Source organism: Microbacterium sp. GCS4, from assembly GCF_001262495.1.
GTDB lineage: Bacteria > Actinomycetota > Actinomycetes > Actinomycetales > Microbacteriaceae > Microbacterium.
Map to the genome: position 1 here is coordinate 515,569 of NZ_LGYE01000001.1, position 23,457 is coordinate 539,025.

At 65.0% G+C, this 23,457-nt stretch carries 23 protein-coding genes and 1 tRNA gene; 10 read left to right on the forward strand and 14 right to left on the reverse strand.

Annotation, left to right across the window (positions count from 1 at the left end; translation table 11 throughout):
- Positions 1 to 28: 28 nt before the first annotated feature.
- Positions 29 to 502 (forward strand): YbaK/EbsC family protein, encoded by a 474-nt coding sequence (locus AKH00_RS02640; protein WP_050722005.1) that lies wholly within the window; start codon positions 29 to 31, stop codon positions 500 to 502.
- Positions 503 to 630: 128 nt separating this feature from the next.
- Here the strand turns inward: AKH00_RS02640 and AKH00_RS18085 are convergent, their stop codons facing one another.
- The 4 genes from AKH00_RS18085 to AKH00_RS02660 form a co-directional block, all read right to left on the reverse strand.
- On the reverse strand, positions 631 to 1,851 hold the full coding sequence (locus tag AKH00_RS18085) for a hypothetical protein (protein WP_200903784.1): 1,221 nt from the start codon (positions 1,849 to 1,851) through the stop codon (positions 631 to 633).
- 245 nt (positions 1,852 to 2,096) lie between these two features.
- Positions 2,097 to 3,503, reverse strand: a complete 1,407-nt coding sequence (locus AKH00_RS02650) for a type II toxin-antitoxin system HipA family toxin (RefSeq protein ID WP_050721147.1) — start codon at positions 3,501 to 3,503, stop codon at positions 2,097 to 2,099.
- Positions 3,500 to 3,712 (reverse strand): helix-turn-helix transcriptional regulator, encoded by a 213-nt coding sequence (locus AKH00_RS02655; protein WP_050721148.1) that lies wholly within the window; start codon positions 3,710 to 3,712, stop codon positions 3,500 to 3,502. Before AKH00_RS02655 ends, AKH00_RS02650 begins: the two co-directional genes overlap by 4 nt.
- A gap of 241 nt (positions 3,713 to 3,953) precedes the next feature.
- Positions 3,954 to 4,026 (reverse strand) — tRNA-Lys (locus tag AKH00_RS02660).
- A 146-nt stretch (positions 4,027 to 4,172) separates the two neighbouring features.
- Between AKH00_RS02660 and hisN the strand changes: the two genes are divergently transcribed.
- From hisN to AKH00_RS02680, 4 genes are all read left to right on the forward strand, one after another.
- Positions 4,173 to 4,970 (forward strand): histidinol-phosphatase, encoded by a 798-nt coding sequence (gene hisN / locus AKH00_RS02665; protein WP_050721149.1) that lies wholly within the window; start codon positions 4,173 to 4,175, stop codon positions 4,968 to 4,970.
- A 32-nt stretch (positions 4,971 to 5,002) separates the two neighbouring features.
- A complete protein-coding gene (locus AKH00_RS02670; RefSeq protein WP_050721150.1) occupies positions 5,003 to 5,569 on the forward strand; it encodes a hypothetical protein in 567 nt (188 codons plus the stop codon).
- A 153-nt stretch (positions 5,570 to 5,722) separates the two neighbouring features.
- Positions 5,723 to 6,046, forward strand: a complete 324-nt coding sequence (locus tag AKH00_RS02675; protein WP_050721151.1) for a DUF7882 family protein — start codon at positions 5,723 to 5,725, stop codon at positions 6,044 to 6,046.
- Between the two features lie 44 nt (positions 6,047 to 6,090).
- The gene (locus AKH00_RS02680) at positions 6,091 to 6,951 is read left to right on the forward strand and encodes a hypothetical protein (protein ID WP_050721152.1); all 861 of its coding nucleotides are present in this window, start codon (positions 6,091 to 6,093) and stop codon (positions 6,949 to 6,951) included.
- Between the two features lie 64 nt (positions 6,952 to 7,015).
- Here the strand turns inward: AKH00_RS02680 and AKH00_RS02685 are convergent, their stop codons facing one another.
- The 3 genes from AKH00_RS02685 to AKH00_RS02695 all read right to left on the reverse strand — a co-directional run bounded on the left by AKH00_RS02685 (position 7,016) and on the right by AKH00_RS02695 (position 9,963).
- The gene (locus tag AKH00_RS02685) at positions 7,016 to 8,107 is read right to left on the reverse strand and encodes an acyltransferase family protein (RefSeq protein ID WP_050721153.1); all 1,092 of its coding nucleotides are present in this window, start codon (positions 8,105 to 8,107) and stop codon (positions 7,016 to 7,018) included.
- 469 nt (positions 8,108 to 8,576) lie between these two features.
- Positions 8,577 to 9,659 (reverse strand): helix-turn-helix domain-containing protein, encoded by a 1,083-nt coding sequence (locus AKH00_RS02690; protein WP_050721154.1) that lies wholly within the window; start codon positions 9,657 to 9,659, stop codon positions 8,577 to 8,579.
- Positions 9,652 to 9,963 (reverse strand): hypothetical protein, encoded by a 312-nt coding sequence (locus AKH00_RS02695; RefSeq protein WP_050721155.1) that lies wholly within the window; start codon positions 9,961 to 9,963, stop codon positions 9,652 to 9,654. The genes AKH00_RS02690 and AKH00_RS02695 overlap by 8 nt, the downstream gene beginning before the upstream one ends.
- A gap of 323 nt (positions 9,964 to 10,286) precedes the next feature.
- Here AKH00_RS02695 and AKH00_RS02700 point away from each other — a divergent pair, with 323 nt between their 5' ends.
- Positions 10,287 to 10,904 (forward strand): adenylate/guanylate cyclase domain-containing protein, encoded by a 618-nt coding sequence (locus tag AKH00_RS02700; protein ID WP_235556665.1) that lies wholly within the window; start codon positions 10,287 to 10,289, stop codon positions 10,902 to 10,904.
- Positions 10,905 to 11,516: 612 nt separating this feature from the next.
- Complete coding sequence (locus AKH00_RS02710; protein WP_152926085.1) at positions 11,517 to 12,056, forward strand: hypothetical protein; 540 nt, start codon at positions 11,517 to 11,519, stop codon at positions 12,054 to 12,056.
- A gap of 71 nt (positions 12,057 to 12,127) precedes the next feature.
- Here the strand turns inward: AKH00_RS02710 and AKH00_RS18440 are convergent, their stop codons facing one another.
- Positions 12,128 to 12,673 (reverse strand): helix-turn-helix transcriptional regulator, encoded by a 546-nt coding sequence (locus AKH00_RS18440; protein ID WP_327037259.1) that lies wholly within the window; start codon positions 12,671 to 12,673, stop codon positions 12,128 to 12,130.
- 328 nt (positions 12,674 to 13,001) lie between these two features.
- On the opposite strand from AKH00_RS18440, the gene AKH00_RS02720 reads away from it, so the two are divergent.
- Positions 13,002 to 14,009 carry a metallophosphoesterase gene (locus AKH00_RS02720; RefSeq protein WP_050721160.1) on the forward strand — a complete coding sequence of 336 codons (1,008 nt, stop codon included), beginning with the start codon at positions 13,002 to 13,004 and terminating at the stop codon, positions 14,007 to 14,009.
- Positions 14,006 to 14,386 (forward strand): hypothetical protein, encoded by a 381-nt coding sequence (locus tag AKH00_RS02725; protein WP_050721161.1) that lies wholly within the window; start codon positions 14,006 to 14,008, stop codon positions 14,384 to 14,386. The genes AKH00_RS02720 and AKH00_RS02725 overlap by 4 nt, the downstream gene beginning before the upstream one ends.
- Before the next feature lie 7 nt (positions 14,387 to 14,393).
- Here AKH00_RS02725 and AKH00_RS17950 read toward each other — a convergent pair whose 3' ends face one another.
- A complete protein-coding gene (locus tag AKH00_RS17950; protein ID WP_161804374.1) occupies positions 14,394 to 15,752 on the reverse strand; it encodes a hypothetical protein in 1,359 nt (452 codons plus the stop codon).
- 1,111 nt (positions 15,753 to 16,863) lie between these two features.
- Positions 16,864 to 17,220, reverse strand: coding sequence for an ArsR/SmtB family transcription factor (locus AKH00_RS02735; protein WP_050721163.1), 357 nt, complete (start codon positions 17,218 to 17,220; stop codon positions 16,864 to 16,866).
- A gap of 108 nt (positions 17,221 to 17,328) precedes the next feature.
- Here AKH00_RS02735 and AKH00_RS02740 point away from each other — a divergent pair, with 108 nt between their 5' ends.
- Complete coding sequence (locus AKH00_RS02740) at positions 17,329 to 18,687, forward strand: peptidoglycan DD-metalloendopeptidase family protein (protein ID WP_050721164.1); 1,359 nt, start codon at positions 17,329 to 17,331, stop codon at positions 18,685 to 18,687.
- A gap of 23 nt (positions 18,688 to 18,710) precedes the next feature.
- On the opposite strand, the gene ccsB is transcribed toward AKH00_RS02740, so the two are convergent.
- From ccsB to AKH00_RS02760, 4 genes are read right to left on the reverse strand one after another with little or no spacing between them, the layout of a single operon-like run.
- Positions 18,711 to 19,718, reverse strand: a complete 1,008-nt coding sequence (gene ccsB, locus AKH00_RS02745; RefSeq protein ID WP_050721165.1) for a c-type cytochrome biogenesis protein CcsB — start codon at positions 19,716 to 19,718, stop codon at positions 18,711 to 18,713.
- A complete protein-coding gene (gene resB, locus AKH00_RS02750; RefSeq protein WP_050721166.1) occupies positions 19,715 to 21,436 on the reverse strand; it encodes a cytochrome c biogenesis protein ResB in 1,722 nt (573 codons plus the stop codon). The genes ccsB and resB overlap by 4 nt, the downstream gene beginning before the upstream one ends.
- Positions 21,417 to 22,172 (reverse strand): cytochrome c biogenesis CcdA family protein, encoded by a 756-nt coding sequence (locus AKH00_RS02755; RefSeq protein WP_050721167.1) that lies wholly within the window; start codon positions 22,170 to 22,172, stop codon positions 21,417 to 21,419. Before AKH00_RS02755 ends, resB begins: the two co-directional genes overlap by 20 nt.
- The gene (locus AKH00_RS02760; protein WP_082297361.1) at positions 22,169 to 22,834 is read right to left on the reverse strand and encodes a TlpA family protein disulfide reductase; all 666 of its coding nucleotides are present in this window, start codon (positions 22,832 to 22,834) and stop codon (positions 22,169 to 22,171) included. The genes AKH00_RS02755 and AKH00_RS02760 overlap by 4 nt, the downstream gene beginning before the upstream one ends.
- Positions 22,835 to 23,457: the final 623 nt, after the last annotated feature.

A 23,457-nucleotide genomic window follows, 5' to 3' on the forward strand; every position in this document is an offset into this window, starting at 1 on the left:
GGCCCCGCCGTATCGCTACGGTGGGGCCATGAGCGATCTTCCCGAGCGCAGCCTCCTGGTCCAGCAGCACCTCGCCGATGCGGGGGTGGTGAGCGAGATCCGCGTCCTCCCCGACTCGGCGCGGACCGCTCGCGCCGCGGCTGAGGCGATCGGCTGCGATGTCGCGGCGATCGCGAACAGCCTCGTCCTGCTCGCCGACGGCTCCCCCGTGCTGGTGATGGCAAGCGGCGGACACCGCGTCGATCTCGACGTGCTCGCGAAGACGTGGGGCGCGTCGTCGGTCTCGATGGCTCCGCCCGCCGTCGTCCGCGACGCCACTGGTCAGGCCATCGGCGGGGTCGCGCCGGTCGGGCATCCCGCTCCCCTGCCGACGTGGATCGACGAGACTCTCGCCGACCATGCGGTCATCTGGGCCGCGGCAGGTCATCCGCACACCGTCATGCCACTGACTTTCGCCTCACTGCAGCAGCTCACGAGTGGGACCATCGTCCGCGTGGTCTGAGGGGCCGAGCCGCGGACGCAGAAGAACACCGACGACCGTCGAGAGTCTTCGGTACGGGCCCCGCAGCCATCCAGCGTGTGGCTGCGGGGCCGTGACGTTCACCGGGTCAGCGTCGCATCACACGTGCGTCAGGCTGTGAGCGGTGCGATACGCCAACCGCGCACGGACAGGCCAGGGACGAACTCCCACTCGTCGCGACATACGTCGCACTGGATCGCCACGTCGTGCTCGCGGAAGCCGGGGACGTTGTCGTGCTCCTCGAGGATGATGCCGGCGCCGCACGGGCAGCGGAACGTGTACCGTTCGGTGTCGCCTCCTCCGGCGCCCCAGCCGCCGTGATCTGAGAGGTCGCCGTCGAGGAGCTCCGTGCGGATCCCGGTCGACAGCGGCGAGGTCTTCGCCCAGTCGATGACGGCCTCGCGGGCGGAGTCGACGAAGCTGTCGTCGGCGGGGACGTTGTGCAGGATCGTCAGCAGGTCCTCGGGCTGCTGCGCGACTCCGTGGTCGCCGTCGCGCACCCCGGCCGCGTAGTCCCCGGCGAGGCGTCCCCGCGATCCGATCCCACCGTCACCGGCCTGGGCGATCAGCCACTCGTGGAACGGGCTCGTGAGCGGCTCCGCGGCCTCGTCGACGCCATCCCAGCGTCCGGGCGCCTCGCCGGCGTCGCGGTAGCGCTGCAGGGCGTTCTGCAGGAACAGGTATCCCGGCGGGCGGTGGTGGTGAGCGCGGATGCCGTCTCGGGCGGACCCGGAGTTGCGACGCATCCGACGCGCGTACTCGACCTGCTCGGGCACGAGACCGAAGTGCGCGTTCAGGGACAGCTCACCAGGGTTCGCCTCCGCGATAGAGAGCCCGACCACGGCTGCCGCCCAGATCGCCTGGCCGTTCGCGACGTACGAGTAGTCACCGAGGTACTCGCCGAGGAACTCCTCCGCGGTGTGCTTCAGCCCGTAGCTGTACGCGTCGCTCTGCGGCTCGGCCGTGCCCGTGAACGCGCGCAGCAGCTCGGCGGTGAGGACCACGGTGAGGTAGCCGTCCTCGGTCGTCGACAGCGCGTGGTCCTCCGCCGCGTAGAGACCGTTACCTCCGAGGTGGGTGTTGCGCTCGTCGGTCACGGTCTCCTGCCCGTCGCCGTCGATCTCCCAGATCGGCTCGGACAGCACGGGGTGCTCGGTCAGCACACGGATCAAGTCGCGGGCGCAGATGCGCTCGCCCAGGATGCCTTGCGCGAGCGGGTGCTCCATCAGGCGCAGCGCCTGCGTGTACTTCATCCCGGAGAACTTGCTCCAGGCTCGGGCGTCGCGCTCGATCTCTCGCGTGCGCATAGCAGTGAGGGTGTTGTTGGTCATCTCGATCTCCATCGGTGCCGTTGCTCGCGTCCCACGTCCGCAGAGCCGGCATCTGTGAAGAGAGGTCTCAACAAGAAAGGCACTGCACCTGGATCCGCCACGGTTGTCCTTCGATGCCTGCACCACGTGGGAATGCCGACTCGGAGATGAGCTGTCCAGACTGCTCGTGACGATCGTATCGCCAGGAGCCGACAGGTGGACAGAGCAGATTGGATGCGCGTGTCGCCCTGCTCGTCAGGCGGCGCCTACTCGCTCGGTGCGGCCTTCCGGCCGAATCGGCCGTTGCCCGCCCGTGTCTGGCCGCTCCCACTGGTCGTCGGGGCGTCCGCGCTGGCGGCGGTCGACGTCGATGCCGGCGCAGGGCTGGTCGACAGAGTGTCGAGCTCGCGGCACAGCCGCGCGGAGCGGACGGCCGCCTCGTCGACGATCTGGCCGGCGAACGCGGCATCGTCTCCGGTGAGATTCGCTGCGCGCGCCGCCTCCGAGTACGCGTCGGCGAGCCCGTCGACGATCGCCACGGCACGGTCGTGCGCCCAATCGGCATCGAAACCGAGAGCGACAGCGTCCGCGATGACGTGACGCGCTTCGATCTCGTACTGCCGGTAGTGCCGCCCGAACGACATCGCCAGCTTCGTGCTGCGGGTGTTGATGTCGGGGTACGGGAGCGCGGTGGCGACATCGTAGAGCGGTGCGAGGCGGGGGCCGTCGTTGGCGCTGTGCAGCAGCGAGTAGTTCTTGGCGTGCGCGTCGGTGCCGAGCGCTGCCCAGTTGAAGATGGTCGCCTCGAAGAACCGGTCGGCGCTGCCGGCGTCCTTCCCTCGCGCGCCACGGATGAGGGTCACGATCTTCTCGATCCCGGGGCCGCCCTCGTTCTGGTACTTGCCGACGGGGTGCGTGCCGGTCGCCTGCGCCATGTCCTCCTGGTGCAGGCGCGTCACCGTGCTGTCCTCGGCGAGGGTCCGGTCGTACCGGCGGACGACGATGACCGACTCGTCCTCGAATAGTTCGATGGCGGTGTCGGCGGAGCTGAGTCCGAGCAGGGATGCAGCGGCGAGCGACAGGTGCTCGTTCAGGTCGCTGCGTTCGAGTCCGCGGATCCCCGGCTTCAGGATGTGCGTGGACGCGGCCCGGCCGGTCGGAACAGACCATTCCCCGTCGGCGGCGCGCGCGAGCGCGAACTTCGACTGCGCGCCTGCGAGCGAGAAGTACCCGGCGTTGTGCCCGGGGATCAGCCACGCCTCGGGGTCGATGCGCAGCTGGCGGATGTGCGCGGCGATCTCCTCGGCGGTGATCGGTTCGTTACCGGTCGGGCCGGTGAGCGTCTCCTCGTCGGTTTCCACCAGCTGCACCGCACCGGCGGTGTCCATGCCGACGTGGGCGAGGAGGGCCATCGGGTTGCGGGGGCTGACACCGAACTTGGTGCCCCATCGCTCGAGCACCGCTTCGCTGTCGGGGAGCAGGTTCCAGAGGTAGTTCAGTGCGGCGACGCCGGTGTGCTGGCGTCGGCTCTTCGGCATCGACAGTGTCAGTTCGAGCCTGCGCGCGCTGCGGCGCCAGGCGTCGTCGAACGTGAAGGTGATGGGGCCGCCGCCGTCGCGTGTGAACTGCCCGACGCGACGTCCGTCGATGTACGCGGTGAGCTGGGCGCTCATGATGCGCTGACTTCGACGTCGAGGTCGAGCGCTTCGGCGAGGCGGGTGATGTGCTCGATCGTCGCGACCCCGGCGTTGCCGTTCTCGAAGCGGACGATCCACTGCCGGCTCATGCCGATCTTCTCCCCCAGCGCTCCCTGCGAGAACCCGAGTTCGATGCGGCGATCGCGTACGATGTTGCCCCAGTCCGTGGGTGTGACTGCCAGCATGGTCCACCTTCTGTCCGTGAGGTCTGACACTCGAGCGATGTCCGTCAAGTCTGACACCAGCACGAGTGTCCGTCAAGTCTGACAAGGCTATCGACCCTCGACCGGGCGCCGCTCGCTCATACGATTCGACTCGCGCCCGTACCGGCACTCAGCCCTGTGGATATCCATGAGCTGGTCAGGTACTTGTGCTCACACAGCGAAAAGGCCCCGAACTCTGGCGAGAGAGATCGAGGCCTATCCGTGCACCCCCAGGGACTTGAACCCTGAACCCACTGATTAAGAGTCAGTTGCTCTGCCGATTGAGCTAGAGGTGCGTGGCCCGGGTTTTCCCGGCCGAGGAATTACACTACCAGCCGAGCGGCGCGAGCGGAAATCGGCGCGGATCCGGCGGGACGGCCGCGCGTGTCGCCCCGTGTCGGGACGGGACGGCTGACGCGGACACGCCGGTTATCCTGGTCTCGTGACCGCATCCCCCTCCGCCGCAGACCTCTCGCGCGACCTCGAGCTCGCCCTGCGATTGGCCGATGCCGCCGACGCACAGTCACTGCCCCGCTTCGACAGCGCCGACCTCGAGATCTCGACCAAGGCCGACAGCTCGCACGTGACGGATGCGGATCTCGCGACCGAGCGTGCGATCCGCGAGATCATCGCGGCCGAGCGCCCCGACGACGGCATCTTCGGCGAGGAGTTCGGTGCGCAGGGCGACACGCACCGACAGTGGATCATCGACCCGATCGACGGCACCGCGAACTTCCTCCGCGGGGTGCCGCTGTGGGGCACGATGATCGCTCTGGCGATCGACGGGGTTCCGCAGGTCGGCGTCGTGAGCATGCCGGCTCTGGGACGCCGCTGGTGGGCGTCCGCAGGCGTGGGAGCCTGGACGTCGACGGATGCCGGCCCGCGGCGCCTGCGGGTCTCCGACGTCTCGGCGCTCGACGAGGCGAGCGTGAGCTTCCAGAGCATCGCCCAGTGGACGCGATCCGGACACCGCGACCAGCTGCTCCGCCTCGCCGACAGGGTCTGGCGCGACCGCGCCTACGGCGACGTGTACGCGTACATGCTGCTCGCCGAGGGACGCATCGACATGGTGGCGGAGTTCGACGTCAAGGAGTACGACATCGCCGCCGCGGTGCCCATCGTCCGCGAGGCGGGCGGCCGCATGACCGGTTTCGACGGAGCCGAGACGATCTCCGACCTGTCGGCACTCGCTACCAACGGGGTTCTGCACGACGCGTTCCTCGACCTCCTGCACGACTGATCCCCGCCTCCCCCTCCCCACGAAGGCCTGTGATGACGCACCGCTCCTTGACTGCCGCGCTCGGCGCGATCGCCCTCGTCGCGATTCTCGCCGGATGCTCCGGCGGACCCGACGCCGCCGCGACCCCCACCCCCGATGCTCCCGAGCCGACGCCGACGGCCACACCCACTCCGACCTCGACTCCGACGCCGGATGCCGGTGCCGCGCCCACGTGCGACACGATCGTCTCGCCCGGTACGGTCCAGGCGCTCACCGACGCCGGATGGACGTTCGAGGAGAAGGAGTTCGTGATCGGCGACGTGACGCTCGACGACGGGCTGTTGTGCTTCTGGGCCGACTACTCGGTGGCCTCGGACCACGGGCAGCTGTACGGCTGGTCGGCCCTCACCGCCCAGGAGGCCGGAGAGGCGCAGTCGTCGCTGCTCGCGTCCGGATGGACGAGGGAAGACGGCCCCGACGGGATCTACATCACCGAGAACCCGGACTTCTCGATGGGCACGGACGACGACGGCTACGGGATGACGTACCTGTTCGGCGACGGCTGGGTGAAGTTCGCCGACACGCGTCAGGGCCTGATCCTGATCGACTGGCAGGGCTGAGCGAGGACACCGCGCGACGCGAGGGTGCGCCCGCGGTCATCACGGGGTCATCTCTCAGCGGGATGTGCGAGGGTGAGGACATCCCCACACAGCGATCACCTCGGTCGCGCCTCTAGCACGGGTTCCCGTGGCGACGAACATCGAGGCTGCAGCATGGGCAAGTTCATCTATGAGGGCGGACCGAAGGTCGAGATCGAGGACCGCGCTCTCACCCACCTCCAGTTGGTCATGACCGCGAAGCTCCGCCGCGGCGAGCCCTTCTCGTTCTCCTGGAAGGACGATGCGAGCACAGGCGGCGGGCGCACGACCGTGTGGGTCCATTCGGGCAGCTCTCTCGTCTTCAAGTACTTCGGAAGTCGGCCGCCGGCGATCAACCGCGCCTGGGTCGATGCCCTCGCCTTCACCGCGAACGCGCCGTCCGGCATGTACCTCACGCCGGAGCCCGCCGAGTCCAGCGCTGAGCCCGTCCCCGCGTGATCGTCGCTGCGACGACGCGCTGACTGCGGTGTAAGGTCGCTCGCATGAGCACGGACGCCGAGCTGATCGCGATCGCCGCTGAGCTCTACACGGGTCCTCTCGCGGAGTTCACCGCCACTCGCAACGCCCGGGCATCGGCGGTGACGGATGCCTCGCTCGCCGCCGACATCCGCGCGCTCCGCAAGCCCTCCGTCGCCGCGTGGGTCGTGAACGTGTTCGCTCGGGAACGTGCCGCGCAGCTCGGCGAGGCGCTCGCGCTGGCTGAGGAGCTCCGCGAAGCGCAGGCCGATCTCGATGCGAAGGCCCTGGCGCAACTCGGACGGGATCGACGCGCGCTGACCTCACGCCTCGCCTCGGCCGCCTCGGATCTCGCCGCAACCCGCGGCGAGCGGATCACGGCGTCCACGCGCGACGCCGTGCAGCAGACGATCTCGGCCGCGTTCTTCGACCCGGATGCGGCGGCTGCCGTGGCGTCCGGACGGCTCGTGCGCGAGCTCGAGCCGTCCGGATCCTTCGGCGACGTCATGGATGCGCTCGTCGGCGGTGGCGCCCCGTCGGCGCCGCATGCCACACCGCTCCCCGCCGACGAGGTCGCCGCGCGCCGCGAGCGCAAGAACGCCGAACGCGCGCTGCATGACGCCGAGCAGACGCGCGATCGGCTGGTCCGCGAACAGGCGAAAGGCGCGAAGACCGCGTCTGCGGCGCGGGCCACGATCGCCGACCTCACGTCTCGCCAGGCCGAGCTGGAACGCGAACTATCTCAGGTGGAGCGTGCCCTCGATCGTGGCCGCACGGAGGTGCGCGATGCGGAACATGCCGAAAGCTCCACGTCCGAACGCCTCGCCGATGCCGAGCGCGCCGTGTCCGAGGCGGAGGCCGCACTTGCTTTGATGAAGAACCGCTGACCCTGCGGACGGGGACGAGCCTCTGCCGATCCTTCTTGGGACTCGCGCGCAATGCACAGCATGCTCAGGGATGCTCCGAACCCCTCTGCTGTGGCGCCTCCTTCGATCCGGACTTCAGAGAAACCGATCGTCGTCGGAACCAGGACAGGGGGTCGCGGTCCTTCCAGCGCAGCGCCGGCGACTCGACGAGGTACCAGCTGCAGGTGGCAAGGATGAGAGTGGCCGCTATGCACACGAGCATGTAGGGCACGATGCCCAATTGATTGGCTCCGAAGTAAGCAGCCATCTGCTGTACTGGCCAGCCGTAGATGTAGATCCCGTAGGAGAAGTCTCTCATTCTGCCCACACGCTTGAACGGCAGGTGATACGCAACCCACAGTACGAGGAACGCCCAGGCGATGAGCCCGAGCTGGTGAAATCCCCATGTGAAGTAAGAGCCGACCAGAACGACAAGCGCGACCGGCGGGAGCCACCGAGTACCGAGCAGAATCCGGTCGCGCAGGAAATAGACGAGGGACCCGACGAGGAAGCAGAGAGTGAACTTCGCCTGACGGTCGTCGTAAACACCGAGGGCGCCGATCTGGGCGAGTTGTACCCATACCCAAGCCGCCGCAAGGAGGACGGCGATCATGCGAGCGGTGAGCACGCGCCCAACCATGAGGATCGCGATGAGCAGGTAACACGCGAACTCCATCGGCAACGTATAGAGCGGGCCGTTCCACATGTGTGCAATCGGGGTTCCTGTGAGAGTATCTCCGATGCCGATCTGATTCTGGAACAGCAGAGCGTTCAAGAAGATGAAGCCGGTAGGAGGCGGCGATGCGAAGGGATATTCGGTGAGACCCCGCATCGTGCGCCAGACAATCGGGGCGAGCACGATCGCAACAACGGCGAGGGAAGTCCAGTACGCGGGGAAGATGCGCAAGAAGCGGTGCCACAGGAACCGCCCGGCTCCAAGGCGCGACCCGCTCATCGTGATGAGAAAGCCGGAGAGAGCGAAGAACCCCTCGACCGCAAAGATCCCGAGGTTGTTATCCAGCCGCCCCGGGTCTCTGCCGAAGCCGCCAAGCGGCCATGAATGCGAGATGACAACGAGTAGGGCGAACGTCAGGCGCAGGAGTCCGAAGCTGTTCGAGCGGACGTCAAGGAATGGCACCCGGCCATTGTGCCAGGTTCAGCATCCATCGCTGCCAAACCTTCGCTCGAGCTGAGGAGATCCTCTCGCTCCCAAGCTGTTCGGGAGGACAGAAACAAGCGGTCGACGACAACGGATGTCACCGCGATCTGGGCAGCGCTCATCCGCGGATGAGCCGCTCGCACGAAGGGGCCCGCCGCTCCGATAATGATCGGCGCGGCGGGCCCCTTCGTGTGTGACAGCGACCTGGTGGAGGTAAGTATGTTTTCTGATGTGTCTCATGTCTCATCAAGCAGCTCAGGAGCACGAGATCACCGTGTTGGAATGATACTTCCGGGCTCTCGTTCTGTCGAGCACTCACCACTCAAAGGCGCTGTGAAACGATGCCATCCGTAGTTGGCGTGCCGTGCGGGTGTTGCCTATGCAGGTGCTTCTGCGCTCGATCTGCGCGAATCCCCTGAACCACGAATGGACGGCTCACTGGTGCGACCTAGCCCCAACGCTCCAGCTGCCGCGTGACGGTTGGAGCGCCCTTAACCAGAGACGTTCGCCAGCTCAGGACTCCGTCATGCTGCAACCGCCCGACGACAAGGAGTGGATGGACTCGAGCGGACTTCGCGACAGACTCAACCCAGGCTTCACTGATCTTGGTCGGCGCAGCCGGGAGTCCCTCGCCGAAGAGCCACTCGCCGGCGATCTTGTCGGCATCATCCTCAATCTGCGGGTCAGGATTTTGATCTGGGTCCGCTTCATCGACAATCGGCGTCGACCCGACATGGTCGAGGAGAATGTGCGCTGCTTCGTGCAGCAAGGTGAAGAAGACTTTGTCGAGTCGTTTGCCGCGACCAGTGAGTCCGATTACAGGCGTGCCGTCGACGACAAACGCGCACCCATCGAGCTTGCTCGTTGGAAATGTGTCAATGTGGACGAGCTTGACTCCGACTTCAGCGAATGCTTCAGGCAACCATTCAAAGTCGTCCTCCGACTTAATCCGCTGCGGAAGAGAATGCACCAATTCGCCAAAGCGACGTGCGCGATAGCCACCGACACTGAGGCGCTCCGCCTTATCACGAACACAGACGAACCAAGCTTCTTGCAATTGCGTCATCGGTTCAGCGACATTCGAGCGTCGAGCCGCAAGCTCAAACATCGCACGCTTGTCCAGCGAAGATATCCGGTAGAGCCGGAGGATGTCGCGCTCCTGTTGTTCCGGATCACTGGCGTGAATGAGCCCCCGCCTGGCGAGGACCGAAACGGGAAACGACTCCCTGAGGTGAACGCGCCGGCGCACGGAAGCTAATCTCGCTACAGCCTCGGGGTCAGCGGCTTGAAGAGCCAAGTGATACCGATCCTGCCACTTGAGCCAGTACTCCGCCGACGTCCCAAGGGCGGCCCCGATCTGGGCGGCGGACTCCCTCGTGATCTCTTTCTTCCCGTTGATGATCTCCGAGAGGAACTGCACCGGGCGGCCGAGGATGCCGGCGAACTCGGCCTGCGTCCACCCTCTCGCGGTCAACTCCTCGAGTAGATGATCCCCCGCTGGCTGCACGTCGTCGGCGCGGAACTCATACATTGCGATCTCCTGTTGATGGTGCTGGCGCGAGGCCACGGATCGACACAGCCGCTGGCGGGCCCGGCAGAAGCTCGATGCCCAGCCGATACGTCGTGTCGACACGGATGGTGCCCCTGGTCGCGCTGTCGGGCGCGTAGTCCAGCGAGCTCAGAGCGAGAATGTCTCGCTCGTCGACTGCCGCGTCAAGGCTCTGCATCCGTGTCATCAGGGGGCGACGAAGCGTCGAGGGCCACGGGAAGACAACGCCGGTCCGCTGTTCACAGAACGCGCACACCAGGTCGTCCTCGAACTCGATACGCACCATGCCCCCCACTGGATGTCATGGTCCATCGTACCCCCACATCGCTATGTCGTCTGCACACCTTCACCCTTGGGGTGAAGCCTGCTGTACACTTGAAGTAGAGCGTGAGGGACACGCCAACGCAATCCAGACTGGGGATATAGATGCGATACACAGCAGATCGGTTCGGGGACACCGTCCTCGAACAGTACGAGCGCCGCAGAAGCGTTTCGAAGGGGGAGATCTTCGCCCACGAAGCCAGGGAGGAACGCGACGCCGTCGCGCTGGGGCACCCTGAGTTCGAGGGACTGGAGATCGGACAGAAGCGGACCGTTCCGATGACAGCGATGTTCATCGACCTTCGCGACTTCACGGGCCGCTCCTTCTGGGACCCTCAGGATCAGGTCGCAGACCTCGCTCACGCGATCCTCGCGGGATTCATCGAGACCGTTCTTCGTCACGGTGGGTACCCTCTGGGACTGCGTGGAGATGGCCTCTTCGCCGGTTTCGGCCCCGGCGACGCACAGGTCGGCGCATCCTTCGCTCTCGCTGCCGGCGCCTTCGCCCTCAACGCCATCGACAAGAACGTGAACCCGAGGCTCGAGCAGCGCGGCATCCGCCCCGTGCAGGCTCGTGCCGGACTCGACTTCGGCGACATCACGTTCGTACGCACAGGTTCACCAGGGCACAGCGAGATCAACCCCGTCGGCTTCGCCGCGAACTTCGCAGCCAAGTGCGAGAAGCGAGCGAAGTCCTGGGAGGTCGTCACCGGAGAGAACCTCGCGAAGCTCTTCCCCGAGACGAGCCTGTTCACAAAGCTCGAACGCCCGAAGTCGTACACGCGTGACGGCTTCACTCGCTACTACAACTACTACGGCTACAAGTGGTCGGGCACACTTCCCCACTCCGAGTCCCTCGTCGAAGAGCTCGCCGGCCAGCCGGTTTCCGCCGTGGGCATCGGCTGAGAGGAACATCATGTCTATCGCATCGCTTCTGAGCCACCACGGAGTGGACATCCCCCGCTACGTCACCGTCGACGGCCCGAGTCGTCTTCAGCGGCGTCAGCATCACCTCGACCGGCGCGGCCGTTCACGAAACCCTCGGGCCGGTCACCCCGGTCGCCAACCACACGTTCCATGGAGGCAAGGATCGCCCCGAAGGAGCAGGCTTCGACCTGTGGTGGGACGATCCCGCCGAACTCGGTCGGCACCTCGACGCTGTGCACCGGGCGTTTCCTGGCTTCATCTTCACCGCTGCAGCGTCCGGCTTCGGCCCGCGCTGGACGGGCAAGATCAACACAGGCCGCGGGGCCTTCACCCTCGAAGTGGAACTACGCGCAGATCGTTCCCTCCCTATGCTTCGCGTAATCGGACCGAAGCTCGGAGCGTTCTCTTCCGGCCGCTGGGTGCGGTCCGAGCATCTCTACGACAGCGGCAATCTCTGCGTCGCTGACGTGGACGAGTGGCACCCCGATGAGCATGATGCGGCGACCGCTATCGCCTGGGGCGCCCACTGGCTCGCCGCGTACACCGAATGGCGCATGAGTCGGCAGTGGCCTGCTGATGGGGCGCACGCGCATGCGTCGTAAGCCGGAACCGTCGGTGACTCCTGCGGACTGGGAGCAGAGCAAGCTCGCGATCCAGGAGACCGGGGGTTGGATCAAGAACGCGGACACCAAGTCGACCATCCTCGCCGGATCTTTCGGCCTGAGCCTCACGTTCGCCGTGCCACGGCTTCTGGAAGCACTCCCCACGGTTGCCGCTGCTCCGTTCGCCTTCGGTCTATGGGTCGCGGCCGCCGTAATCTTCGTGGCGGCCGCGTTGCTCACGGGCTACCGAATCGGGAACGCGCTACTGCCCAGGACGTCCCTGGGGACCAGCTTAATGAACCGCTTCGCCTGGCCGAGCCTGGCGAATGTCGCGCCACAGCATCTCCCCCCGCAGAAGCTGTCGGCGGACGACATCCGCGCTGAAGCGTGGGAGCAGGCGGCATCGCTGGCGCGCATCGCCGCAGCGAAGTATCACTCTTTCAAGATCGCGCTCGTCGCCTTCTGCATCTACCTTGCAGCGCTGCTAGGTCTGGTTGTAATCCAGACCGTGGCCGTCAGCGTCCTTTAGATCCGTTCGAGCCCGAACCAGTTCGGCTCGAAGATGCACGCTACGTGGTCGTGGTTGTCGACCTCCGGGTCTCACCTCGACATGTGGGGCGGGCTCATCGGCAGTATCTCGGCGACGGGGATGTCCAACACTTCGGCAAGGGCGATCACAGTTCGAAGGCTCGGATTCGCAGGCGCTCCGGACTGAGACTTGCCCTTTTCATAGCTCTGATATGTGAAACGTGTGATCCCAGCGCGGTAGGCGACGGTCTCCTGTGACAGACCGCGCTCGATGCGGCGGCGGTGGAGCTGAGCACCGAGACGTCCGACGTAGCTTCCCCACCCCTCCTCTTGCCGCATGTCTTTCCTGCCCACCAATTCAGCTTGGTGAGCAGGCCGTCTTCTGACGACCTTCTCTATATGGCATAATTTCTGAAGCCATACGAAACATTCACTCCATCGACTGACGTGACCTCGCGTCTCGACCTGCACGTGTGCCGCTGCGCGTCGGCTCCGGGTCGCCTCGATGCGTAGGTCCCGTTCAGGTCGACCCCGATTGTTGAGTAGCAGTGACTGATCCCCGACCGATCTGGTGGAGTGCCGCGGAGGTCGAAGCCCCCGCCGAGTGGATCGCGGCATTCAGCGCACTCACCGACGAGGACCGAGCGGATGCGATGGGCCTGACCGCAGCCATCTTCATCGCGCGAACTCGTCGACGTACGGGCCGCGGACCTACGTTTTCGGAACTGTTCTCCGAGTTGTTCAAGAACGAGCCTCTTCATCCTGAATGGCCTAGTGGACTGACCTATCCGGTGCGGGCCACCATTCATCACGCGTTCCGCCTCCATGTCGCTATCCAGTGGAAGCGAGGAGGTTGGATCAGCTGGGATCCCGGCGTCGAACGCAGTCTTCGCGTGGGACCGACGTTCCGAGAAAGGTCGCGCGCACGGCAGGCCGAGAGATCACGATGAGGGCGCTAGGGCACACATCAATCATCGACCTCCCCGACCAGCGGGTAGCGGTGTGTGGGGATTGGCACGGGAATCAGGGGTGGGCTCGGATGCTCTCCCGGGCGCTGCCGTACCTTGCGCCCGACGTGACGACGATGCTGCACCTCGGCGACTGGTGGATGCCGCCGGACGCGGTCGATGAGATATTCGCCGAGACCGCCATCACTCGTTTCTACGTCACGCTCGGCAATCACGAACAGTGGGACGAAATCACACCGCTCCTGGATAAGTATCCGGGCGAAGCCGTGCGGGTCTCCGAGCTCACGTGGATCCTTCCCCGGCCGGCGCGCCTGGCTATCGGCGGTCGCTCTGTAGTCGCGCTCGGCGGCGCATCCTCCGTCGACCGTGAGTCCCGGCAGGAAGGGCTGACATGGTGGCCGGAGGAGGCCATTAGCGATGTTCACGTCGCGGCAGCCATCGCCGGCGGCCCCGCCGACCTGATGCTCACCCATGAGTCGCCGGCAAACACCCCGGTGCGTCCTGTTCAGAAGATCCTGCGCGAGAATCCTCACTGGTTCACGGAGGCGGCGCTGGAGGCCTCCGCGGCATCCCGCGCACGGGTCAGCCAGGTCTGGGACGCTGTTTGCCCTGAACTCCTCGCCCACGGACACATGCACGTCGCGGCAGGTGGGAAGACCGAGGACGGCCGACGTGTGGCGAGTCTCGGGCGTGAGGGTCATGAAGGGAACCTCGCGATCCTGGACATGCAGAACCTGAGGATGGCGACCCCGAGCTTGGCGATACTGCGCGGGATGGCGAACGAAGAAGGTCCTCGCTGGACTCGGGAGCAACGGATGAACAGCGTCGCCGAGTCTCTGCACACGGGAGTCCTGGACGGCCTCAAGCCCACACCTCGAGCTCTCCGTGATGCCCAGGACTACATCGACGGAATCCGCAGCCTCGAGGAGATCATCGAAGACGTCCGCCGACGCCACACCCGCAAGCCCATGGAGGAGGAGCCGTGACCGAGGAGGAACCGAACCCCTGGGCTGAGATCGTCGGTCCGTGCTACACGGTGACCAGTATGGCCCGCACCCTCGGACGGACGAAGGCTGAGGTCATGGAGGCTGGGAACGATCTCCGCCTACTCATGTTGCGCACCGAAGACGGCGTCTACCTCTTCCCCGTCTTTCAACTGCACGACGGCGAGGTGGTTCGAGGTCTGCGGGAGGTTCTTCTCACCCTCCAGGCCGGCGTAAACGACCTCTGGACATGGGCGCAGTGGTTGAACGTCTCGTTGCCCGAGGCGGATCCGCCCCGCAACATCACGCGGCTTATCGAGGGGCGCCTTGATGAAGCGCTACGGGACGCGCGACACGACGCTTGGTCATGGAGTAACTGATCCGAGATCATCCTTGCGGGAGAACCAAGCTCGTGGTGCTGGTGACGAGATGTCCGGCAGGAGAAGATTGCTCCCGCATGCCGGCTCGCTCGCTAACGTGCGCCGCACCCGGTAAGGCCTCGGGCGGAAGCGGGTAGAGCGCCCGGGGGTTGTGGAAGACAGTGGTGCCATCAATCCAGCGTTCCTCATATCCCTCACCCACCTGCTGACTGAATGGCACAACCTCGCCCGAGTTGTCTTCCGCGTAACGAGAACCGCGATGGAACGCCAACAGCGATGACTCCCCCATCCCCGCCGCAATGCCCATGCGATTGAACTTGCTGAGTGTCCCTGCTGCATTGAAGATCACGGCACTGATCCGCTCCGAATCAGGCAACTTAAAGAAACCGGATTCAAGCTCCTTCGTGCCCCATTTGAGTGTTCCGACGGGGACCTCGACCTGGCGGACGACTCCATCCCGCTCCACATCTTCGATGCGCACACCGTAGAGGTATTCGTACAGCGCGGGCTGGCTCCACGTCATCGACAGGTCCTGATGGAAGTCTTGCACAGCAATCACGAAGGGTATCTTCCGCGCTCCGGTTCGCTCCCAGTAGCGCTTTCTGAGCTTTGCAACAAGAGGGCCGGAGAAACGAGTCGGCAGGTAGTTGTGCGCATAGTCAAAAAGCTCGTCAGCCGTTTCCGGCGGAACGGGCACGCTGTGCGCTGGCGGCGGGTTCGCGGTCGTTGCCTCGACGTAGAAATCTCCGAACACACCTCGTGCAAGGAAGTCTGGCGCGGGCTTGGGCTGTTCGACTCGTAGACCCGCCTCACGCATCAGCGCCCATACATATAGTTCCCACACCCTGGCATCGAAGGCAGTGGTCTGAAACTGCTCAACGAAGGTTCCGTCTTGGTTCTCGTACCAACGCATGGCGACCTCTATGAGGCGACGCGCGGCGACGGCACTCGTCTGATCTCGTAGGTACTTGAATCGCACGTGCAAGCGATCCTCGCTCGAAGCCACTCTGAAGAAGTTCTCGGAAGGCGTCTCATCGCCTTGAGTGCGTGAGTTGTCGTACTCCGCGTGAACATTCGCCATAGCTTCCGCAGTCGCATTCACCGCGGCTCGTACATCTGCGTGTGGGCCTAGCAACCTGACTCCCCGATAGCGTCCAGAGAGGTCAGGAGCGAGCACGCAACTGTGGAGCTCGCGGTCGGTCAAGTCAACGAACAATACGCCGAGCACCTTAGCGGGTCGGATCTCCAGCCACGCAACTTCCTTGGTCGGCACAAGTGGGCCTGCCCCCCGGGCCCAGACCACGAAAGCGTTAAATCGCTGCTCGCTGATCTCCGAGATCTCGACAGGTGTGTCGTTCGTATTCACCGTCTGCCTCCTCCGCCACCTGCGACCAGAGTAGCGATGCGCCCTGCTCGTCAGCCCGAAGCTGCACTGCCCTAGCTCAAGGCGTCGCCGGCAACGCGAACCATAGCCCGGCTGAAGCGGGGCGCACCGGGGCGCAGTCTCGATACGCTCGCTCCATGTATTCGTTCCGTCTACCGCTGCATGTAGGAAACAGCAATCCGGACACGGCCGAGAGTCGACTCTCGCTATCAGAGTCGAACAGCGAGAGCATCTGGCTCCAGTCGAATGGGCCGCTCTCGGACGCCGAGAGAGCAGCGTTTTGCGGATCCGGCTACCCGACAGCTGAAATAGCAGAGCAACGGGCCAATGAACTTCTTCCGGCGCTGCGGCTCACTTCTTTACGCACAGGGATCTACTTCGACTTCTTGTCCCGCGAAGCATCGGGTGGGATGTCCGAGACCGCGCTGCGCGACCTCAATGAGGCTCTCCCGACAGGAGTTCGCGCTGCCCGCTTTCGCCCGGGGGGTCATGGTGCATCTGACATCGGAGGAAATCGTCGTGCCTCGACTGAGCGCAACAGTTCGCGCTCATACTCCCGCGCAGACCGTGGGCACGACGTTCCAGCGCGCGATGCGCTCCGCGACCGCCTCACCGCACGGTTCTCTGGCATTCGACCTATATGTGGCCAGTTGGCGAATGCCTACGGATGACGCCCGCCTTCTCATGCTCACGTCCGCCGCCGAAGCCATGGTCGTCCCCGAGAAGGTTTCCGGTGAGGAACGAATCGCTCTTCGCCGACTTGCCGCCGTAGTCCGAGCCGATCAGACGCTGTCACCTACCAGCAAGAAATCGTTGGAGAATCGGATCGGATCGCTACACCAAGAGAGCATCGGATCCGCGAGCGCCCGACTCGCAGACCGTTTGAACCCGCGCACCTTCTTGGATCGAACGGCCCGTGATTTCTTCAGCTATGCGTACGACGTCCGAAGCCGTCTCGTGCATGGCGACGTTCCTCCTGCAACCTCGGAGGTCGCGCTCGTACTAGGCGCTCTCGGCGAGTTCGTGCGAGAGCTCATAGAACTGGAGCTGTCGTCTCTCGAGACGGCACATCCCTAACCAGAGAGCGAGCCGGCTACTTGTCCTGTGGACTGGTCTCGACACCGGTCGGGAGGTATGCCACGTGGCCAAGCACGCCATCAAGCAGAGCCATGACGTGGTCGTCGTACAAGTCGTAGCGGACGTTGCGCCCGTCGCGATTTCCTGACACGAGGCCGAGCTCGCGCATCAGCCGTAGGTGGTTCGACACGGCTGTCTGACCAGCTCCCACAGCTTCGCAGAGCTGAGTGACGGTCAGTGATGATTGTCGCAGCGCGGTGAGGATCCTCAGCCGCACCGGAGAGGAGAGGCCATGCATGACTTCCGCCAGCCGAACGGCTGCGCTCGACGGCAATATCGTCGCCGCATCGAAGTGCATGTCTTGCGTCACCATAGTGAGTCTACGACGGCGACACTCGCTCCGAGGTGACAACACATCACGCATTCGTGATGTAACTTGAAGGCGATATCCGAGCGATGAGGAGCCAAACGCGTGAGTCCGATGCGCCCGACAGCCGCTGATCTCGCTTCCGCGTCGGCTGCTGATGACTGCGGCTGTGCCCCGACACCCGCCGAGAGAGATCGACTGTGGAAGCGCCCGATTCATCGCCGCGGCGTCTTCGAGCTCGGCGCCTTGAGCGTGGTGGCGCTCGCAGCGTTCGGGGTCGGATCCGGCGTTTCTACCGCGCATGCCGCGACGTACCCGTCGTGGGATGACGTTCAGCGCGCCAAGGGCAACGAGGCAGCGAAAGGTGTCGAAGTTCAACGCATCCAAGGCCTCATTCAGTCGCTGACTCAGAAGGTCGCTGACACCGAGGCCGCGGCCCTGCTCGCATCCGACGAGTTCTACGCAGCGCAGCAGCAGTACTTTGAGGCGATCCGGGTCGCAGACGACCTGCAGGCGCAAGCCGACGAACAGACCCTCATCGCTGAGGGGGCGTCGCGGAAAGCCGGACAGCTGGCGGCGCAGCTCTATCGCAACGGTGGCGACGACACCACGCTGCAGCTGTTCTTCGCAGGCTCTGCAGCCGAATCAGATGAGCTGTTGTCCCGATTGGGAACACTCGACAAGTTCATGCAGCACAACCGCGCGGTCTACGACGAAGCGATCTCGTCGAAGAACGCGGCGCAGTCGCTCACAGATCAGGCGGTCGTCGCTCGAGACGAGCGCGACCGCCTTCAGCAGGTCGCGGAGGAGAAGATGACAGCGGCGCAGGAAGCCGCAGACGCCGCACAGGCTGCGCTCGACGAGCAGACCACCTACCTCGAGACGCTGAAGGCACAGCTCGCGGCGCTTCAGGATACGACCGCGCAGACGGTTGCCGGTTATCAGGCCGGTGTCGCAGCCCGCGCCGCGGAAGAGAAGGCTCGTCGGGAACGAGAGGCCGCCGAGGCCGCCGCGAACAGCGGCGGCAATGGGGGCGGAGGTGGCCAGGCCGGTAGCGGAGGGTGGGTTCGACCGCATGGTGGCGCGCGCAGTTCGAGCTACGGGCCCCGGACCCCGATCTGCGGACCCCAGGGGTGCTCATCGAGTTACCACTACGGCGCAGACCTGGCGAACGGATGCGGCGCAGCGATCTACGCCGCAAACTCGGGGACGGTCGACTACGCCGGCGCCAACGGGAACTACGGCAACTACGTTCGCATTCAGCACGGTGGCGGCGTGAGCTCTGGCTACGCACACATCAAGCCGGGCGGAATCGCCGTTCGTCGAGGTCAGTGGGTCGAGTCGGGACAGGTCATCGCATACGCGGGCAACACCGGGCGATCCTTCGGGTGCCACCTGCACTTCGAGGTGTACCTCAACGGTGGCTACACCAACCCGGTGCGTTTCATGGAGGACCGCGGCGTCTACGTGTGAGATAGCGCCGCGGCTCCACCGGATCACGTCAGCCCGGAGTAGGAATGGAGCCCCGGGAAGTAGATGTTCACGACGGTGAAGTTGAACAGCACTGCTGCGAACCCGACAATCGACAGCCACGCAGACCGGGAACCACGCCACCCCCTGGTGGCGCGCGCGTGGATGTACCCCGCGTAAAGGACCCAGATCACGAAGGTCCACACCTCCTTGACGTCGAATCCCCAGTAGCGACCCCACGAGTCGTTCGCCCAGATGGCTCCCGCGATGAGGGTGAAGCTCCAGAACATGAAGCCGACGATGGTGAAGCGATACGCCAGGGTCTCCAGCGCGTCCGCCGACGGGATCGTGCGCAGGAAGCGAGGAATGCGCTTCTGCTGTCGCGTGTCTGGAGCGGCACTGAGGAGACGCTCGCGCCTGCCCTGCATCAGCTGTGTGATTGACACGCCGCAGGCGAGAGCGAACAGAGCTGTGGCGAGCGAGGCCACGAACACGTGGATCACCAGCCACACGCTCTTCAGCGGATCCATCAGCGGCACAACCTCGACGTAGAAGCCGAGGGTCGCACCGCCGAGGAGCAGCACAGTCATTCCGAGCAGGAACGCGCCCAGGAATCGAAGATCGTACAGCCGCAGCACCACGAGGTAGACCGCGACGATGAGGAGCGTCCCGGTGAGCGCGAACTCGTACATGTTGGCCCACGGGACACGTTCGGCTGCAATGCCTCTGCCGAGAGTTCCTCCGAGCTGGAAGAGGAACGCCAGAACTGTGAGCGACGTTCCGATTCGCGCCCACAGCCGTCGGGGTGGACGCTGTGGAGCGGTGTCGGCACCGGAAGAATCCTCGGCGACCTCTTCGGACGAGGATCCCGGCCCACGCCCGCCGACAGTCGTCAATCTCCGCACGGGAACGGCAACCGGTGCGGCGCTGCGCTGCGCGAGGTCGACGGTGTACGCCGTGAACGCGAGAAGGTAGGTGGCAATCGCGGTCCAGACGAGGAGGAGGGAGATGCCGTCGGGGCTGAGCTGATTCATGACAGATTCCTTTCGGTCGTGTCGTGCTGCTGGTCGTTATCAGAAGTGGCCGGTGCGGGCTTCACAGGCTCCGCGCCGAGCGAAGTCGAGTGACGATGCGCGAGATCGTCGACCGCTCGTTGCAGCGTGGGGTCGTCGCCGCGCGCGAGGCCGGCGTACTCGATGTGCATGCCGTCGATCCCATCGCGGGCTTTCACCCACACGCGACGCCGGGGCACGAACAGGCCTGCGAAGAGACCCACCATGGCGATCACCGAGAAGAGGAGCACTCCCCCACTGCTCGGATCTTGTTGGATCTGCAGCGAGGCGAATCGCTTCACTGGTTGCTGTTCCTCCGCGATCTCCCACGTGACGGACCCCCAGCCATTCGGGAGGTCAGCCGTGTCACCGGGTCGGAGTTCCAACGAGTCGGTGCCACTGTCGCCGCCCGTCTCCTGGTCGAGTCCGCTCACGTCGAGCGTGTAGACGGAGCGCGGCGTGCCGTCGTCGATGCCGAGGTCCCCGCTGAAGACGTTGAAGGTGAGCACAGGATCAACGACGTCGGGGTAGATGGACGTGAACGCACCTGACGGGAGAGTGCCCTGCGTGGGGTAGAAGAACCCGACGAGCCCGACTTGCTTCGGTAGCCCGTCCGGGATCTTGATGATGCCCAGGGAGGTCATGTTCGAGTCCTGCGGCAGGAACGGCTGCGACTCACTGAACACGACGTCGCCGTCGCCGTTCCTCACGGTGAGCGTCGGGGCGTACCCATTCCCCAAGAGGTAGATCCGGTCATTCGCAACCGTGGTCGGGTAGTTCACTCGAACGCTGCGCTCACTGTCTTGCTCGCCCGGCTGCCGGACTGTGATCTGCGCATCGAAGTTCTCTGCCTGTCCCGCGCCCGGTGTGCCCGGCAGTCGATATGCGACACGGAAGTCGTCGAGAGTGAGAGAGTACGGAACAAGCCCCGTGCCGTCGACGAAGCGTCCCGGATTGAAGGACGAGTAATCGCTCAGAGCATTCACGAACGTCGTCCCCTCCACCACGACTCGCTGTCCGGTGTACGCGAAGGAGCCGCCTACTGCGACCGAGAGGAGCACCCCGACGAGCGCGACATGGAAGACAAGGTTGCCGGTCTCACGGAGGTAGCCGCGCTCTGCCGATACCGAGTAGGTGCCTCCCTGGTCGTAACGCTCGACGCGGTAACCGGATCTGCGCAGCATGTCGGAAGCCGCCGAGACAGCCCCCTCAGCATCGCCACCCTTCCCAGCGATGATCCTCTCGCGATGAGCGGGCAACCTCGACAGTCGGGACGGAGTGCGCGGAGGTCGTGACCGCAGCGCGACATAGTGGTGCTTCGCACGCGGGATCACACACCCGATGAGCGAGACGAACAGCAGGAGATGGATGGCGGAGAACCACGGTGAGATGTAGACGTCGAACAGCCCAAGGCCGTCCGCGAGTGGGAACGCTTCTGGGTTGTTCCTTCGCCATTGCACCACGCCGTTGGGGTCTGCGCTGCGTTGCGGGAACAGTGAACCGGGGATCGCTGCGACAGCGAGGAGCAGAAGCAGCAACAGGGCGGTGCGCATGCTCGTCAGTTGTGTCCACCCCCATCGCAGCCAGCCGGTCACGCTGAGCGCCGGGCTCGTCACCTCAGATGTTGTGCCGGTATCGGCGTGGTCGGCTGGCCGGAGCGGATCGCCTTTGGTGTCGGGGTCAGAGAGGGAGCGGGACATTGATAATCACCTGCTGAAGTTGGGACATGAGAGCGGTCCAGAGGCCGGAGACCATCAGGATTCCGAGAGCGACAAGCATCGCTCCGCCGATGAGGTTGAGCGTGCGGACATGGCGTCGGAGGAAGGCGAGCGAGGAGGACGCCCATCCCCACCCGGCCGCGAGGACAATGAAGGGGATACCGAGGCCGAGGGAGTACGCCAGCCCGAGCAGGCCGGCTCGAGCGGGGTCACCCAAGTTCCATGACATCGAGATGATTGCGGCGAGTGTCGGGCCGATGCAGGGTGTCCATCCCACTCCGAGTGCGAACCCCAGCAGCGGGGCGCCGACCAGACCTGCACGACTGCCGATCCGTGGGCGCATTGTTCGCTGCGCGACGCCGAAGAGTCCGATGAAGACGAAGCCCATCACGATGATGACGACGCCGAACACCCTCGTGAGAATGTTCGCGTACTGCAGCAGCACGAAGCCGAACGCACCGCCGAGGATGGTTACGGCGACGAAGACGGTCGTGAAGCCTGCGATGAACAGCGTCACCCCCAGCATCAGTCGACCGCGGTGCGACTCTTGGCTTCCGCTCTTGCCCTGTTCTGGCCGCACAGTTCCGCCGAGGTACCCCAGGTACCCGGGCACCAAAGGGAGGACGCACGGTGAGACGAAGGAGACGAGCCCGGCGAGGATCGCCACGGGGATGGCGATCCACAGAACTCCGTCGACGATAAGCGTTCCAGGGCTCATGGGACGCTCTCCACGAGAACGTCCTCGACGAGCGTCGCGAGGATTGAGGCGCTGTCGAGCTGGCCAATGACGCGGGCGGCGACTCTCCCGGAGCGGTCGATGACCAGGGTGGTCGGCGTGGCTTGGATCGGCGTCACCTGAGCGAAGGCCAGCTTGACCTTGCCGTCGTTGACGTCGATCACGCTCGGATACGTGACGCCATTGTCTTTGGCGAACGAGAGCGCGGTGGCGGGTTGGTCGTAGGTGTTCACGCCAAGGAAGGCCACGCCGTCGTCGCGATAGTCCTGCCACACCTGTTCGAGGTATGGCGCCTCGACGATGCAGGGGCCGCATGCTGCGTACCAGAAGTTCACGACGAGGACGTCGCCGCGGTAGTCGTCACTCGCGACTTCCTCTTCGGTCTCCGTGACCCCTTCGAATGTCACCGGCCCTCCGCGCTCGTCTTGCGGGATCTCGACGACCTGGAAGTCTCCCGCGATGAAGCCCTTCTCGTTGCCATCCCTGTACTGCTGGGAGAGGGAGTCGTTGGACGCGCACCCCGCGAGCAGAAGAAGGACGGGTATTGAGGCGAGCACGGCGTGACGAATACGTCGTCGTCGGCCGCGATCCTGCGCGGTGGGGACGCGGGCGGCGGGTGGTCGGGGGACGGGCTCGCTGAGCATGGGTTCCTCTTCGGATCTGAATCTCACTTGGCAGGGCAGAGCCGCAGGCATTCGGGCTCATTCCTGGCGCCCCGGCCGTCAGCGCTCGACGAGGAGCGCGCCCGGGGCGACGTCACGTCTCGCTCCCGAGTGACGAGAGCATGACGACGACCTGAATCGAGGAAGCTCAGGTCCGCGACACGCGGAGTTTCGTGAGAGAGGGGGCGGTGGCCCTCATCGCGATGTTCGGAAGAAGTCGTCGTATCAGGTGACACCTGATGCGTCCAGGGTTCATAAGAGGCATTGGCCGACGCAGGGCACTGAGGAGGAGAAGGAGCACCCCGCAGAACAGTCCGAGAGCGCACACAGCGCGCCCCATGCCGATGCTCGATACAGAAGACTCCCCCGCCGACGCAACCGAGGGCGCGTCCGGCGCAGCGGTTCGAGCATCGAGCGCCGAGGGATCGTCGACGCCGACGGACGTCGCTACATCAGGTGTCGCCTGATACGGAGCGCAGGCGACACCCAACACGAGCAACAGTGACGCCATAACCACGACAATCACACCGACGGCAAACGGCGACGTCGCCGCTGTTCGCTCTCGACGGGTGTTTTTCGCCCGTCCTCTCAGGTCTAGGTCATCG